Origin of the sequence: Streptomyces sp. GESEQ-35 (genome assembly GCF_017948485.1) — a bacterium.
GTDB lineage: Bacteria > Actinomycetota > Actinomycetes > Streptomycetales > Streptomycetaceae > Streptomyces.
On record NZ_JAFFSX010000002.1, the window covers coordinates 569,422 to 585,552 of the forward strand.

Annotated in this window: 11 protein-coding genes; 8 read left to right on the forward strand and 3 right to left on the reverse strand. The window is 71.0% G+C overall.

Features of this window, described 5'->3' with window-relative positions:
* Positions 1-57: 57 nt before the first annotated feature.
* Positions 58-1,818, reverse strand: coding sequence for an SGNH/GDSL hydrolase family protein (locus KCH87_RS06075; RefSeq protein ID WP_210584767.1), 1,761 nt, complete (start codon positions 1,816-1,818; stop codon positions 58-60).
* Positions 1,819-2,018: 200 nt separating this feature from the next.
* Here KCH87_RS06075 and KCH87_RS06080 point away from each other — a divergent pair, with 200 nt between their 5' ends.
* Together KCH87_RS06080 and KCH87_RS06085 are read left to right on the forward strand one after the other, a co-directional pair.
* Entirely contained in the window at positions 2,019-2,426 is a 408-nt protein-coding gene (locus tag KCH87_RS06080; protein ID WP_210584769.1) for a DUF6278 family protein, read from the forward strand.
* 124 nt (positions 2,427-2,550) lie between these two features.
* Positions 2,551-3,294 (forward strand): amino acid ABC transporter ATP-binding protein, encoded by a 744-nt coding sequence (locus tag KCH87_RS06085; protein ID WP_210584771.1) that lies wholly within the window; start codon positions 2,551-2,553, stop codon positions 3,292-3,294.
* Between the two features lie 196 nt (positions 3,295-3,490).
* Here KCH87_RS06085 and KCH87_RS06090 read toward each other — a convergent pair whose 3' ends face one another.
* A complete protein-coding gene (locus KCH87_RS06090; protein WP_210584773.1) occupies positions 3,491-4,249 on the reverse strand; it encodes a hypothetical protein in 759 nt (252 codons plus the stop codon).
* Between the two features lie 105 nt (positions 4,250-4,354).
* On the opposite strand from KCH87_RS06090, the gene ggt reads away from it, so the two are divergent.
* A complete protein-coding gene (ggt, locus tag KCH87_RS06095) occupies positions 4,355-6,157 on the forward strand; it encodes a gamma-glutamyltransferase (RefSeq protein ID WP_210584775.1) in 1,803 nt (600 codons plus the stop codon).
* A gap of 45 nt (positions 6,158-6,202) precedes the next feature.
* Here ggt and KCH87_RS06100 read toward each other — a convergent pair whose 3' ends face one another.
* Positions 6,203-8,740: an ATP-dependent Clp protease ATP-binding subunit gene (locus KCH87_RS06100; RefSeq protein WP_210584777.1), complete on the reverse strand. Its 2,538-nt coding sequence runs from the start codon at positions 8,738-8,740 to the stop codon at positions 6,203-6,205.
* A gap of 433 nt (positions 8,741-9,173) precedes the next feature.
* Here KCH87_RS06100 and KCH87_RS06105 point away from each other — a divergent pair, with 433 nt between their 5' ends.
* The 5 genes from KCH87_RS06105 (at position 9,174) to KCH87_RS06125 (ending at position 16,078) form a co-directional block, all read left to right on the forward strand.
* Positions 9,174-11,183, forward strand: coding sequence for a hypothetical protein (locus KCH87_RS06105; protein ID WP_210584778.1), 2,010 nt, complete (start codon positions 9,174-9,176; stop codon positions 11,181-11,183).
* Positions 11,184-11,362: 179 nt separating this feature from the next.
* On the forward strand, positions 11,363-12,205 hold the full coding sequence (locus KCH87_RS06110; RefSeq protein ID WP_210584780.1) for a nitrilase-related carbon-nitrogen hydrolase: 843 nt from the start codon (positions 11,363-11,365) through the stop codon (positions 12,203-12,205).
* Positions 12,202-13,488, forward strand: coding sequence for an aspartate aminotransferase family protein (locus tag KCH87_RS06115; protein ID WP_210584781.1), 1,287 nt, complete (start codon positions 12,202-12,204; stop codon positions 13,486-13,488). The genes KCH87_RS06110 and KCH87_RS06115 overlap by 4 nt, the downstream gene beginning before the upstream one ends.
* 26 nt (positions 13,489-13,514) lie before the next feature.
* Entirely contained in the window at positions 13,515-15,080 is a 1,566-nt protein-coding gene (locus tag KCH87_RS06120) for a PucR family transcriptional regulator (RefSeq protein ID WP_210584783.1), read from the forward strand.
* Between the two features lie 155 nt (positions 15,081-15,235).
* The gene (locus KCH87_RS06125) at positions 15,236-16,078 is read left to right on the forward strand and encodes a nitrilase-related carbon-nitrogen hydrolase (RefSeq protein ID WP_210584785.1); all 843 of its coding nucleotides are present in this window, start codon (positions 15,236-15,238) and stop codon (positions 16,076-16,078) included.
* Positions 16,079-16,131 lie beyond the last annotated feature (53 nt).

Below are 16,131 nucleotides of genomic sequence, written 5' to 3' on the forward strand. Positions count from 1 at the left end.
AACTGCGCGACCGGCCCCCACCGGCCCGCGGGTTAAATCACTGCGCCCCCAGCGGAGCTACAGCAGACGCAGATCCACCGACTCCGCCAGCGCAGCCAGCCCCGCATCCCCCGGGTGCAGATGATCCCCACTGTCATAGACGGGCAGCATACGAGCGGGGCGACCAGGGTCACGCAACACCGCGTCGAAGTCGAGCACACCGTCGAACGCATCGGCATCCCGGATCCAGGCATTGACGGCGACTCGCTCCGCGTCTGCGGCAGCCGTACACCGCGCCTCCCCCTCGCAGGGCGCAATCGTGGCCGCCACCATCCGCAGCCCCCGCTCGTGCCCCCGGTCCGCGATCTCCCGCAGCCCGTCGATCACCTCCGGGGCCGTGGCCCCCCACCGCACGTCGTTCACGCCCTGGAACACCACCGCCGTACGCGCCGACGTCTGCGCGAGGACATCGCGGTCGAACCGGTGCAGGGCGCTCACCCCGCCGGTGTCCGTGGAGACGCCGTCACCGGGGTAGCGGTCGGCGACCACACGGTTGGCCGAGATTCCCTGGTTGAGCACCCCATAGTGCGGGACCACATCCTGGCCCAGCAGACGTGTGGCCAGCACATTGGGCCAGCGCCGGTTCGCGTCCTGCGTCGACTTGTCGCCGTCGGTGATCGAGTCCCCGAGCAGCACCACGGACCCCGGCCCGCCGCCCACATCGACACCCGTCAGCAGCGGCCAGCTGGTCAGGACCGAGGTGTACGCCGCCGGGGAGCCGTCCGCCGCATGGTCGCCGGGCTCGCTCACATACGACCGTTGCAGCGCCTGCCGGTGCACGGGCGCCGCAGCCACCGTTGCGGGCAGATGGAAGCTCACCAGCAGATTGGCGTCCACGGGCACGTCGAAGTCGAGCGGATCGCTGAACACCTGCCCCCCCGCCGGGATCTCGACGCCCGCCGTACCCCGGAAGGACAGCGGGACCGGCACGTCCCGCGCCCCGGCGCCCGCCGCCTGTACCGCCACCGTGGCGCTCCCGATCCGCACCGGCGCCGCCGCGAAGGTGTTGTCGAACCGCAGCCGCACCCGCGGCCCGCCGACCGAGGTGTGCACGACCAGCCGCAGCGTCCGGTCGGCCCAGGGCCCCACGGCCGTATAGCCGGACGTCGAGGCTGCCCAACTGCCGGTCCAGCCCCGGGTGTCCGCCCGCACGGACAGCGCGAACACATGCAGCCCGGCCGCGCTGGGCAGCCGTACCGAAGCGACCTCGTGTCCCGCCGCGATCGGGACCGTCACGACGTACAGCCGTGCCCTCTCGGCGAGTTGACCGTCGGGCGTGTTGATGTGCGGCAGCGCGACGGCCTTCGTCGCGAGCGGGCCGGTGCGCCAGTCGGGGGCGGTCAGCCGGTAGGTGGAGACCTGGCCGTTCGTGTACGACACCGTGCCCACGCCGCGCACATCGCCGCCGTCCGTGCCCGCCACGAGGAAGGCGAGCGCGTCGCCCCGGCCGCGGACACGCACCGCCTGGCCGTCGGACCGTACGTTGTCCGGCTCGCCCGCCCGGGGGCGCGGCCAGGTCAGCCGGGCGCCCTGCACGGTGAGGGTGCGGCCGGGCGTCCAGCCCGCGGCGGTGAGGTCCTGCGCGGAGAGGGAGGCGCCGGTGCCGTCGAGGTCGGCCTCGCCCGGCCGGGCGTCGTCGCTGACCGCGGTGTTGTCGAAGAGGCGCTCGATCGGCAGTGGCTCGGCGCCGGTCCTGGTGGCGGCACCCGCCGAGGTGACCCAGACCAGAGAGGCGAACAGCGCCAGGACGACCGTAGAACTCCGGACCCAACGGCGCACGGCCGCTCCTCCCTCACAGCCAGACCACGGACCACACGAGGAAAACGACACGAAGAGAAGAGACGGAGGACGCACCGTGAAGCTAAGGAGACGACCGTGACACGTCAATGAGGCAGGCGCGAGTCGGCGCGAAATCGGCCGCAATCCAGGGTCCGCGCGCCTGTGGTGCGCACGGCGGTGCGAATGACAGGCTGAGAGGTATGAAGATCCCTTTTCTGGGCGACCGGAGCAAGAAGCCCGGGTTCCCCGACGCCGAGGGCATCGCCGAACTCCTCTCCGAGTGTGAACTGCTGCGCTCCCAGGCGTCCCGGGAGGGCGTCCGACTGGACGACTCCGCCGCCTCGTTGGAGGCGCTCGACCAGTTGGTGCCGCGCTGGCGGGACGACGCGGAGGTCCTGCCCTGGCTCGGCAACGACGCCGGGCTGTATCTGGGCACCGTCATCGTGCGCACCGTGCCCGGTGCCGCGTGGGAGATCTGGCCCGACGGTCAGCCGGTGATCAAGCTCGCCTCGGGCCGCGAGTTCGACGTCGTCGCCTCCGGCCAGGGGTGGGCGTCGAGCGGGGTTCCCGAGCTGTCCCAGCTGTATGCGGAGGTCGCGGAGGCGTGAATCCCTGGCCCAATTCGAGGTAAATACGGCTAATGCCCGAAAAGTGCGTGTCGTGCATTAAGTCCACTCTTGTCTGGATAGTTTGCGGCAACCACGACACAGCTGAGAGTGAGTAGGGCTGCGAATGGCTGTCGATCCGTTGATCGAACTGCGTGACGTCAACAAGTACTACGGGGAGCTGCATGTCCTACAGGACATCAACCTCACCGTCGGCAAGGGGGAGGTGGTCGTGGTCATCGGCCCGTCGGGGTCGGGCAAGTCGACACTGTGCAGGGCGATCAACCGGCTGGAGACCATCGCCTCCGGCACCATCAACCTCGACGGCAGGGCGCTGCCCGAGGAGGGCAGTGCTCTTGCGAGGCTCCGAGCCGATGTCGGCATGGTCTTCCAGTCGTTCAATCTCTTCGCCCACAAGACGGTTCTGCAGAACGTCTCGCTGGGCCAGATCAAGGTCCGCGGGCGCAAGAAGGAGGACGCCGACACACGCTCCCGTCAGCTGCTCGACCGCGTCGGACTCGCCGACCAGGCGGCCAAGTTCCCGGCGCAGCTCTCCGGGGGGCAGCAGCAACGCGTGGCCATCGCCCGCGCCCTCGCCATGGACCCCAAGGCGCTCCTGTTCGACGAGCCGACCTCGGCTCTCGACCCGGAGATGATCAACGAGGTCCTGGAGGTCATGCGTCAACTGGCGGGCGAGGGCATGACCATGGTCGTCGTCACCCACGAGATGGGCTTCGCCCGCTCCGCCGCCAACCGCGTCGTGTTCATGTCCGACGGCCGGATCATCGAGGACCGCGTTCCCGACGAGTTCTTCACCGACCCGCACAGCGACCGCGCCCGGGACTTCCTCTCCAAGATCCTCACGCACTGAGCGGGGGAGCGCTGCCAAGGGGGCAGCAGCCGCAGAGCCAAGCCCGCCCGGCGGCAGCCGGAGATCACTGCTCGCGCAGCGGAGACGACACGTACGACGGGTCGTTCGCCGGCGAGGAGAAGGTCAGCTGCGCGCCGGACGGGTTGTTCTCGATGCGGAGCGGGTCGACCGCGACCGTGGTCGTGCCCGGTGGAGCTCAGGAGGCACGGTGGGAATTGCGTGCGACCGCCGTTGTCGGCAACGCGGTCTCCGCCGCCCGGGTCACGTCGGCGACCAGCTCGACGACGTCCGGCCCGTACGCCTGCGAGTTGACGACCTTCAGCAGCAGTACGAAGGAGTTGTTGCCGTGCTTGCGGGCCAGCCGCTCATGGTTGCGGGCGAGATAGCGGGACGCGGCCTGGTTGGTGATCGCACGCTGGCCGCAGAACAGGAACACCGGCCGCGCCTCCCGTCGCTGACCGGCGGTGAGCCGGGCCAGGAGCACGTACTCGCCCTTGCCCGGCTCCAGCCGGTAGCGCTCGCTGCCGATCTGGAAGGCGCCGCGGTCGGGACCGGGTTCGGCGTCGACATTGACCCGGATGCCCGGCAGCAGGGAGTGCAGATGGGCGGCCATACGGCGGTTCGACGCCGGTCCGCCCACGCAGAACTCGGTGCGCTCGCCGAAGCCCTGCTGGGCCGCGTCGTGCGCGACGACCTGGGCGTGGGCGTTGCAGTCCTTGATGAGCGCGGCCAGTTCGAGAAGGGCGAACACGTCGTGCCGCATCACCGTCAGTTCCGTCCCGCCCGCCTCGCGGTTCACCACCAGCAGCGACTCGGAGTTGTCGGGCAGCCCGAAGAAGGCCTGCTTCCGGCGGAGTCTCCGCTTCCACAGGTAGGTACGGGCGAGCCAGCCGAGCGCGGCACTGAGGCCGGCCGCGATCACGCCCAGAGCGATGTTGCGCACGTCGTCATTCATGGGCGCGCATGCTAGCGGGCGCGGGCAAACCCGTGTTCGACATGGTCCTGACGAGGCCATGGCAATGGATTAAGCTGCGCGAACAGCCCCTGACTGGAGGTGCGGATGCGTCGCCCTGCCGCGCGGAAACTCACGGTTCTGGCGGTCTCGGCCGCCGTCGTCGCCTCGGTGGGGGCCACAGCGCCACCCGCCCGGCAGAGTGACTCCGTCGGGAAGGTCCCGGTCGCCGTCGGCTACGGCGGCGCCGTAGCCAGCGTCGACGCGGACGCCTCCGCCGCCGGTATCGAGGTCCTGCGCAAGGGCGGCAACGCCGTCGACGCGGCCGTCGCCACCGCCGCCGCGCTCGGTGTCACCGAGCCCTACTCCTCCGGCATCGGCGGAGGCGGGTACTTCGTCTACTACGACGCCAAGTCCCGTACGGTGCACACCATCGACGGCCGCGAGACCGCGCCGCTGACCGCCGACTCGCAGCTCTTCGTCGAGAACGGGCAGCCGCTCGCCTTCGCCGACGCCGTCAGCAGCGGCCTGGGCGTCGGCACGCCCGGCACACCCGCCACCTGGCAGAAGGCACTCGACAAGTGGGGCAGCACAAAGCTCGCGCCCCTGCTCGAGCCCGCCGAGCGCCTGGCCCGCGACGGCTTCACCGTCGACGACACCTTCCGCGCCCAGACCGCGTCGAACGAGACCCGGTTCCGCTACTTCCCCGACACGGCCGAGCTGTTCCTGCCGAACGGCGGGCTCCCGGTCGTCGGCTCCACGTTCAAGAACCCCGATCTCGCCCGCACCTACGAGGAGTTGGGCAAGAAGGGCGTCAAGGCCCTGTACCGCGGCGACCTCGCCGAGGACATCGTCGGCACCGTGAACAACCCGCCCGTGGACCCGGATTCGGGCTGGAACGCCCGCCCGGGCGAGCTGTCGGCGAAGGATCTCGCGGCCTACCGCGCCAAGCTCCAGGCGCCCACGAAGACCTCGTACCGCGGCCTCGGCGTCTACTCCATGGCGCCCTCCTCCTCCGGTGGCACGACGGTCGGTGAAGCCCTCAACATCCTTGAGGGGACCGACCTTTCGAAGGCGAGCGAGGTGCAGTACCTGCACCGCTACATCGAGGCGAGCCGGATCGCGTTCGCGGACCGGGGGCGCTGGGTCGGCGACCCCGCCTTCGAAGACGTACCGACGAAGGAACTGCTGTCGCAGCGGTACGCCGACTCGCGGGCGTGCCTCATCAAGGACGACGCCGTGCTCACCAGCCCGCTCGCGCCCGGCGACCCGAGGAATCCGGCGGAGTGCGGTGCCGGAGGTACGGCGGCCGAGACGACGTACGAGGGCGAGAACACCACGCATCTGACGGTGGCCGACAAGTGGGGGAACGTCGTCTCCTACACGCTCACCATCGAGCAGACCGGCGGCAGCGGCATCACGGTGCCGGGGCGCGGGTTCATCCTCAACAACGAGCTGACGGACTTCTCCTTCGCCCCGGCCAACCCGGCGGTCCACGACCCGAACCTGCCGGGTCCGGGCAAGCGGCCGCGGTCGTCGATGTCGCCGACGATCGTGCTGGACAAGGACAACAAGCCGGTCGTCGCGCTCGGTTCGCCCGGTGGCGCGACCATCATCACGACCGTGCTTCAGACGCTGACCGGGTTCCTGGACCGGGGGCTGCCGCTTGTCGACGCGATTGCGGCGCCGCGGGCGAGTCAGCGGAATGCTGCGCTGACTGAGCTGGAACCTGGGCTGTACGGCAGTGCGTTGCGGACGCAGCTGGAGGCGATCGGGCACTCGTTCAGGCTCAATCCCGAGATCGGGGCGGCCACGGGGGTGCAGCGGTTGCCGAACGGGAAGTGGCTGGCTGCGGCTGAGACTGTGCGGCGGGGTGGGGGGTCGGCGCAAGTGGTGTACCCCGCGCCGTAGGCATCCGCGGGTGCGTGGGGGCTGGTCGCGCAGTTCCCCGCGCCCCTATCGGGGCGCCTCGGCCCGGGCTGGCTGGAAGGTCAGGCTGCCGGCCTGCGCATCTACCGTCACCATGTCGCCCTCCTTGACCCCGCCGTCCAGCAGCAGGCGGGAGAGCTCGTTGTCGACCTCGCGTTGGATGGTGCGGCGCAAGGGGCGGGCGCCGTACTCCGGTTGGTAGCCGCGTTCGGTGAGCCAGTTGACGGCCGCGTCGGTGAAGTCGACCGTGATGCCCTGGGCGTGCAGCAGACGGCGGGTGCGGTCCAGCAGCAGGTTGGTGATCTGGTGCAGCTGTTCGGCGCTGAGTTGGCGGAAGACGACGGTCTCGTCGATGCGGTTGAGGAACTCCGGACGGAAGTGTTCGCGCAGCGGACGCAGGATCTGCTCGCGGCGCGCCTCCTCGTCGGCCTCGGCGCCGCCCGCCCCGAAGCCGATGCCGGCGCCGCGCCGGGTGATCGCCTCGGAGCCGAGGTTGCTGGTCATCACGATGACCGTGTTGGTGAAGTCGACCGTGCGGCCCTGCGAGTCGGTCAGCCGTCCGTCGTCCAGGACCTGGAGGAGGATGTTGAAGACGTCCGGATGCGCCTTCTCCACCTCGTCGAGGAGGAGGAGCGAGTACGGGTGACGGCGGACCACTTCGGTGAGCTGGCCGGCCTCGTCGTGGCCGACGTAGCCGGGCGGGGCGCCGACCAGGCGACTGACGGTGTGCCGTTCCTGGTACTCGCTCATGTCCAGCCGGACCATCCGCTCCTCGCTGCCGAACAGGGCCTCGGCCAGTGCCCGGGCCAGCTCGGTCTTGCCGACGCCCGTCGGGCCGAGGAAGAGGAAGCTGCCGATCGGCCGGTCCGGGCTGGCGAGTCCGGCCCGGGAGCGCATCACCGCGTCCGAGACCACGCGGACCGCCTCGTCCTGGCCGACCACCCGCTGGTGCAGGTGCTGCGCCAGGCCGAGCAGGCGGTCCTTCTCCTCCTCGGTGAGGCTGCTCACCGGGATGCCGGTCTGCCGGGACACCACCTCGGCGATCGCCTCCGCGGTGACCTCCAGATCCTGTCCCTCGTCGGCCTTCCCGTCGCCGGTCTCGGCGATCCGCTGCTTCAGCTCGCCGATCCGGTCGCGCAGCTGCATGGCCTGCTCGTACCGCTCGTCCGCGACGGCCTGGTCCTTGTCCCGGGTGAGCTGCTCGGCCTCGCGCTCCAAGGTCCGTACGTCCGTGCCCTTCGTCCGGGCGCGCAGCCGCACCCGTGCGCCCGCCTGGTCGATGAGGTCGATCGCCTTGTCCGGCAGCCTTCGGTCGGTGAGATAGCGGTCGGACAGCTCCACGGCGGCCACCAGGGCCTCGTCGGTGTAGCGGACCTGGTGGTGGGCCTCGTATCGGTCGCGCAGGCCGCGCAGGATCTCGATCGCGTCCGCGGGGGTCGGCTCGGGCACCATGATCGGCTGGAAGCGGCGGGAGAGCGCCGCGTCCTTCTCGATCCTGCGGTACTCCTCCAGCGTCGTCGCGCCCACGATGTGCAGCTCGCCACGGGCCAGGGCGGGCTTGAGGATGTTTCCGGCATCCATCGACCCGCCGCCCTCGCCGCCTCCTCCGGCGCCGACCACGGTGTGCAACTCGTCGATGAAGACGATCAGTTGGTCGGAGTGGGCGCGGATCTCGCCCACGATGCTCTGCATCCGCTCCTCGAAGTCGCCCCGGTAACGGGTGCCCGCGACCACACCGGTCAGATCCAGTGCCACGACCCGCCGCCCGCTGAGGACGTCCGGCACGTCGCCGTCGGCGATGCGCTGGGCCAGGCCCTCCACGACGGCGGTCTTGCCGACGCCCGCGTCGCCGATCAGTACGGGGTTGTTCTTGCCGCGCCGGGAGAGGACCTCGATGGTCTGCTCGATCTCCTCGTCCCGTCCGATCACCGGGTCGATACGGCCCTGGCGGGCCAGGTCGGTGAGATCACGGCCGTACTTGTCCAGGGTCGGGGTCCCCGTGCTGCGCGGCCCTTCGGCGCGGGGCTGCGTGGTGTCCGGGGACTCCGGTGGCAGGCCGGTGGGGGCGAAGCGGGCCGCGTTGAGGATGTGGCCGGCGGCCGAGTCCGGGTTCGCGGCCAGGGCGCTGAGCACGTGCTCCGGGCCGATGTAACCGGTTCCGCCGGCCCGGGCGAGCTCGTGCGCGTCCAGCAGGGCGCGCTTGACGGCAGGGGTGAGGGACAGCGCCGTGGGCGGCGGCGCCTCCTCCGGCGGGTGCTGGACCGGGCCCGAGCGCTCGTCGATCTCCGTCGCGAGCGAGTCGGGATCGGCGCCGGCCCTGGAGAGCAGGCTGCGGGTGGGCTCGCTGGAGAGCGCGGCGCGCAGCAGGTGCTGGGTGTCCAGATCGCGGCTGCCGTGCTCGGCGGCGTACGCCGCGGCTCCCCGGACCAGTTCACGGGCCGGTGGGCTCAGCAGGCGGCCGATGTCGATCTGGCGGGGGGCGGGGCGGGGGCCGCCGAAGAAGCGGGCGAGGAATTCACTCAGGGGGTCGCCGTTGCCCTCCGGGCCGGGGAAGCCGGTGGTCATCGCATGTCCGTTCCTTGGGGCGCGCGCGTCCATTCCACCTTGGCACGGTCGTTGTGCGGCGGCATTTTGGGCGCCTACGGTCCGGGGGCTTGATGTTGGTGGGCGGCTGCGGGTCTGTTGTGGTTGCTCGCGCCCCGCGGCGGAGCCGCTGATGGACGCCGTCCCGCGCCCCTGAGCGGCGCCGTCCAGCGGCGCCGCGCCAATTTCTATACCGGTATGAGATTGGCGCCATGGTGCGCAGCCCGCAGCCCCCACCGTGGCCGCGCCGGCGTGATCGGCCGCGTTCGCGTGGCGGTTTTCGGATTCGGTCACCGGCACAACTCCTGGGCAAGGAGGCTCCTGCCCACCCGTGGAAAACTCCCTGTAGCGCTCCCGTAACACGTCTGGTGTTGCCTTACGGACCGGAGTGTTCCGGTCTGGCGGGAGTTGAGCGATGGCTGTGGATCAACTCCCGGGTCGGGTGCGGGAGTTCGCGAACTACCTGGACGGTCTGCTGGCGCGCCTGGATGAGGGCGCCGGCTGGTGTGCGGTGTTCTGGCAACGCGACCCGGACGGCATGCAGGCCTGTATCGACGGACGCGAAATCCCGCCCTGGGACGTGGTGGAGGCGCTCCTACAGGATCTCGCCGCCGACTACGGCCCCGATGTCGCCGCTCCCGAGAAGGAACAGGCCCGCTCCCTGCACGCCGCCGCGCTCAACGCCCACGACGCCCGGCCCGGCGCCCGTGACGCCCTCGGAGACCGGCTGGACGTCATGCTCCGCGAACAGCGGTACGCGGCCGAACGACAGGCCGAACTGGGGCGATTGCTCACCTCGGCCACCACCCGCGAACAGGCCGACACCTTCCGCCTCGACCTCGCCTGGGCCCGCGACGACCACGAGCGGGCGACCGCCCGGTGCACCGAACTCCAGTCCCGTATCGCCGAGTTGGACCACAGGTCGGTCGGCGGACAGGCGGCGGCGATCCGCAGGCGCGGCGGGCAAAGGGCCTACGGCGATGGAGCAGAGGTCGATGCGCGGGGCGGCTACGGCCCTGGCGCGGGGGCACCTGCGCGCGGCGCTCACGGCGAGGCCGCGGGGTCCGGTGCGGGTGGTGCTTATGGCGATGGCGCGGGGTCCGGTGCGGGCGGTGCTTACGGCGAGGCCGCAGGGGCCGGTGCGCAGGGAACGTACGGCGATCCCACGGGGGCGCGTCGGCGTGGTGCGTACGACGGCGGCGGCAGCGGTGCCCGCGACGACGTGTTTCCGCAGTACGGCGATTCCCCCGGCGCCCCGATGCCCGCGGCACCCCGCCGCATGCCGCAGCAGCGCACCGCTCAGTTCGCGGACCCCGAGTACGGGCCGCAGGGCCCCGAGTACGGGCCGCGGGACCCCGCGTACGGATCGCAGGACCCCGCCGCCCGCGACGACGTGTTTCCGCAGTACGGCGATTCCCTCGGCGCCCCGACGCATGCGGCACCCCGTCGCATGCCGCAGCAGCGCACCGCTCAGTTCGCGGACCCCGCGTACGGATCGCAGGACCCCGCATACGGGCCGCCGGACCCCGCATACGGACCGCAGGACCCCGAGGGCCGGCCCGTCGTCGAACCTGGAATCGCGTCCGGTCCCGTCCAGCACGTGAACCCGGTGCACAGCGACGGCCGGCACCCCGGAGGTCCCGTCGCGGAAGAGGCCGACCCCGACCCGCGACAGCCCGCCCCCAAGCAACGCAAGCGGCGCCGCGGCGGTGCGCGGTTCGCGGGGATGGTCGAGGAGGAAGAGGCCGCCCCCGTCGTCGTACCCCCGGACGCCGCCGTACCGGTCCTGCCCGAACCGCCCGCCGCGAGCGGCCGTACCCCGCGCGGGGCCCGCTTCGCCGGGGCCGCCGAAGCGGTGGACGTGCCGGAACCGCAGGCCGAGCAGCCGGTGGACACGGAGGCGCGGCGGGAGGTCGCCGGGACGGTCGGGACGCTGGCGCGGCTGCGGGGCGAGGGCCGTAGCGGCGAGGCGCATGCGCTGCTGGTGGAGGCCGCCTACTGGCCCGCCGCCAGGATTCCGCTGCTCGCCGCCGAGATGCAGCGGGCCGGGCTCGGTGCCGACTGGGCGACGCTGCTGTGGGAGGCGGCCTCGCTGCCCGCCGACCGACTGGTCGCCGCGGCCGATGCGCTGGTCGCGGCGGGGCGGACGGCGGACGGGGAGCAGATCCTGCGGCAGGGCGTGGCGCGGCCCGCGGTCGAGATCGGGCAGGCCGTGCTCGGGCTGGCCGGTGCTGGGCGGCGGCGCGAGATCCGTGCGCTGTTGGACGCGTACGTCCGGGTCCGCACCCCGGAGGAGGCCGCCCGCAGCGTCGAGCCCGACCCGGGGGCCCTCGTGCCGCTGCTGCTGGAAGCCGCGCGCGGGGTGTCCGAGGAGCGCCACTGGGACCTGGTGCACGCCCTTAGGGTCGCCGGATTCGCTGCCTGACATACACATCAGTACGCACCGGGCGGCTCTGTGACTCACCCACCGGAGTGTGAAACGTGATCGACTCAGCGGGTTAACGACGATGGTCTTGGCAAGGCTGTCCCCGAGGCTTACTTTCGACCCTCTACGGCAGTATCTACGGGCGTAGAGGCTCTGACGTCCCGTCGAAGGAGCAGCTCATGGCCAACGTCGTTCGTGCCGCTCTGGTCCAGGCCACCTGGACCGGCGACACCGAGTCCATGGTGGCGAAACACGAGGAGTACGCCCGGGAGGCGGCTCGCCAGGGCGCCAAGATCATCGGCTTCCAGGAAGTCTTCAACGCGCCCTACTTCTGCCAGGTCCAGGAGCCCGAGCACTACCGCTGGGCCGAGCCGGTGCCCGACGGGCCGACCGTGCGCCGTATGCAGGAGCTCGCGCGCGAGACCGGCATGGTGATCGTCGTCCCGGTCTTCGAGGTCGAGCAGTCCGGTTTCTACTACAACACCGCGGCAGTGATCGACGCCGACGGCACCTTCCTCGGCAAGTACCGCAAGCACCACATCCCCCAGGTAAAGGGTTTCTGGGAGAAGTACTACTTCAAGCCCGGCAACGTCGGCTGGCCGGTCTTCGAGACCGCCGTCGGCAAGGTCGGCGTCTACATCTGCTACGACCGCCACTTCCCGGAGGGCTGGCGGCAACTCGGCCTGAACGGCGCCCAGTTGGTCTACAACCCGTCGGCCACCTCGCGCGGCCTGTCCGCCCACCTCTGGCAGCTGGAGCAGCCCGCGGCCGCCGTCGCCAACGAGTACTTCATCGCCGCGATCAACCGGGTCGGCCAGGAGGAGTACGGGGACAACGACTTCTACGGGACGTCGTACTTCGTCGACCCGCGCGGCCAGTTCGTGGGGGAGGCGGCGAGCGACAAGGGCGAGGAACTCGTCGTCCGTGACCTCGACTTCGACCTCATCGAAGAGGTGCGGCAGCAGTGGGCCTTCTACCGGGACCGGCGGCCCGACGCGTACGAGGGGCTGGTGCAGCCGTGACCAAGGACCTGCTGGGGCGCCACCGCGCCGTCCTGCCCGACTGGCTCGCCCTCTACTACGAGGACCCGCTGGAGATCACACACGGCGAGGGGCGGTACGTCTGGGACGCCGAGGGCAACCGCTACCTCGACTTCTTCGGCGGCATCCTCACCACCATGACCGCGCACGCGCTCCCCGAGATCACCAAGGCGGTGAGCGAACAGGCCGGGCGGATCATCCACTCGTCCACCCTGTACCTCAACCGGCCGATGGTCGAACTGGCCGAGCGCATCGCCCAGTTGTCCGGCATCCCGAACGCCCGTGTCTTCTTCACCACGTCCGGCACGGAGGCCAACGACACCGCGCTGCTGCTGGCGACCACGTACCGTCGCAGCAACACCATCCTCGCGATGCGCAACAGCTACCACGGCCGCTCCTTCAGCTCGGTCGGCATCACCGGCAACCGCGGCTGGTCCCCGACCTCGCTGTCCCCGCTCCAGACGCTGTACGTCCATGGCGGCGTCCGTACCCGAGGTCCGTACGCGTCGCTCAGCGACAGCGAGTTCATCGCGGCCTGCGTCGAGGACCTCAACGACCTCCTCGGCCACACCCGCCCGCCGGCGGCCCTGATCGCCGAACCCATCCAGGGCGTCGGCGGCTTCACCTCCCCGCCGGACGGCCTGTACGCCGCCTTCCGTGAGGTGCTCAGCGAGCGGGGCATCCTCTGGATCGCCGACGAGGTGCAGACCGGCTGGGGCCGCACCGGCGACCACTTCTGGGGCTGGCAGGCGCATTCCCAGAGCGGTCCGCCCGACATCCTCACCTTCGCCAAGGGCATCGGCAACGGCATGTCCATCGGCGGCGTCGTCGCCCGGGGCGAGATCATGAACTGCCTGGACTCCAACAGCATTTCGACGTTCGGCGGTACCCAGATCACCATGGCGGCGGGGCTCGCGAACCTGACGTATCTGCTGGAGCACGACCTCCAGGGCAACGCCCGGCGGGTCGGCGGACTGCTCATCGAGCGGCTGCGGGCCGCCGCGGCGCAGGTTCCCGGCGTACGGGAGGTGCGTGGGCGCGGGCTGATGCTCGGCATCGAGCTGGTCAAACCCGGGACGGACAAGGCCGACCCGGAGGCCGCGAGTGCCGTGCTGGAGGCGGCCCGCGCGGGCGGGCTGCTCATCGGCAAGGGCGGCGGCCACAACACCAGCGCCCTGCGCGTCGCCCCGCCGCTGTCCCTGACCGTCGCGGAGGCCGAGGAGGGCGCCGCGATCCTCGAACACGCTCTGAGGAGCACCCAGTAGCAGAACCTGAGCAAGGGAACGCCGCCATGACCACCACCTTGGGGACCCTGGAACCCGCCCTGTCGGTCCGCCAGGTCCTCACCCTGGAACGGGTGCTCGCCGGGGAGCCCGAGGTGGTGGCCGGCGCGAGCCAGCTCGACCGGCCCGTGCGCTGGGTGCACGTCGCCGAGGCCGCCGACGTGGGTGTGATGCTCAGCGGCGGCGAGATGGTGCTGACGACGGGCGTGCTGCTGGCCGGGGACGAGGACAAGCAGGTCGAGTACATCCGGTCCCTGCACCGTGCGGAGGCCGCGGCCGTGGTCCTCGGACTCGGCCGTGCCTTCCCGACCCCGCCGGACGTGATGCGCCGGGCGGCCGAGCGGTGCGGTCTGCCGATGGTCGTGCTCCATCGCCCCTTCCCCTTCGCCGAGTTGACCGAAGAGGTCCAATCCCGGCTCGTACGGCGGAAGTTCGCCGCCGTCAGCCTCTCCGAGGCCGTACGGACCGCGCTCACCGGACTCATCACCGCGGGCGCCCCGCTGCAACGACTGCTCGACGAGGTCGCCCAGCACAGCGCCTGCCCGGTCGTCGTCACCAACCTCGCGCACCGCGTCCTCGCCACGGCGGGGGAGCGGCCCGCGGTGGACGACGTGCTGCGCGACTGGGAGCGGATCGCCCGGCAGGCGGGCGGGAGCGAGGGCGACGGCTGGATCCGCGCCGAGCTGGGCGGGCGCGGGGAGCGGTGGGGGCAGATCATGCTCTGCGGGTATCGCGGGGACACGGCCGCCGGACGCTTGCTCGCCGACCGTGCCGCCGAGGCACTCGTGCTGCACCGCATGCTCGGCGGCGGCACCGCGCACTCCTGGGAGGAGGAGTCGGCGCAGGGACTGCTCACCGACCTGGTGAGCGGTGTCGTACCGGCCAGGCAGCTGCTGCCCCGGGCACGGGCGGCCGGGCTGCCGGTCAACCGGCGGACGTTCGTGCCGCTCGTCGTGCGGGACGGCGATCCGGCCCAACTCGACCGTATGCTCCGCCTGTTGGGGCTGCCCGGACTGGTCGCCGAGCTGGCAGACGGCGCCACCGCCGTCCTGCTCAGCCTGGCCAGGGACCAGGACGCAGGGGTGCTTACGGCGCACTTCGCGGCGCGGCTGCGTACCGAGTCGGCGTCGGGGGAGTCCGTGGTCGCCGCGGCCGGTCCGCGGATCGCCTGGGACGACGTACCCGCCGGACTGCGCGAGGCGCAGCACGTCGCGGACGCCGTCGCCGACTCCTCGGCGGTCCTGGATCTCCCGGCCGTCGTACGCCTGAAGGACGTACATCTGCGGGGCCTGATCCGGCTGCTGCGCGACGACCCGCATGTGCAGTCCTTCGCGGAACGGGAGCTGGACGGGCTGCTCTGCGAGCCGGAGGAGGACCTGCTGGCGGTCCTGCGGACGTACCTCGCCTCCGGCCGCAACAAGTCCCGCACCGCACAGCTCCACCACGTCTCGCGGCCCGCGCTGTATCGCAGGCTGGAGGCCATACAGGGGCGGCTCGGCGTCGACCTCGACGACTTCGAGCAGGCCGCCTCGGTGCACATCGCGCTCCTGGCGCACGACGCGCAACAGGGCTGAAACATGGAACGACCTGGGAAAACGGTGGTGAAACATGGGCCCACGCGAGGGTGACACCGTGGCACGCCGGGTGCCCGCAGACGTGACACGTTGCAACTCAAACCGGACTCGTCGGCTTTCTAGGCTCCTCGGACACCGAGTGACCGGAGGTCCCGATGAGCAGAGTGATTCGTGCCGCCCTCTTCCAGACCGCGTGGACGGGCGACAAGGAGTCGATGATCCAGGTACACGAGCAGGCGGTGCGCGACGCGGCCGCGCAGGGTGCTCAAGTGCTGTGTTTCCAGGAGCTGTTCTACGGACCGTATTTCTGCCAGGTTCAGGACAAGGCGTTCTACGAGTACGCGGAGGCGGTCCCGGAGGGGCCGATCGTCAAGCGCTTCCAGGCACTCGCCGAGGAACACGGCATCGTGCTCGTCCTGCCGATGTACGAGGAGGAGCAGCCGGGCGTCCTCTACAACACCGCCGCCGTGATCGACGCGGACGGCTCGTACCTCGGCAAGTACCGCAAGCACCACATCCCGCAGGTGCCGGGCTTCTGGGAGAAGTTCTACTTCCGTCCGGGGAACAGCGGTTGGCCGATCTTCGAGACGGCCGTCGGCAGGATCGGCGTCTACATCTGCTACGACCGGCACTTCCCGGAGGGCTGGCGCGCGCTGGGTCTCGCCGGTGCCGAGATCGTCTTCAACCCGTCGGCCACCTCGCGCGGCCTGTCCGCCTACCTGTGGCAGCTGGAACAGCCGGCCGCGGCCGTCGCCAACGAGTACTTCGTCGGTGCGATCAACCGGGTGGGCGTCGAGGAGTACGGCGACAACGACTTCTACGGGACGACCTACTTCGTCGACCCGGAGGCCCAGTTCGTCGGCGAGGTGGCCAGCGACAAGGAGACCGAACTGGTCGTCCGCGACCTGGACATGGCCAAGCTGCGCGAGGTCCGCGACCGCTGGCAGTTCTACCGCGACCGCCGCCCGGACGCGTACGAGCCGCTAACCGCACCATGATCGGAAGCGGTACCCGCGCCCCGTAGGGGCGCGGGGCAGCGTCCATTAGCGGC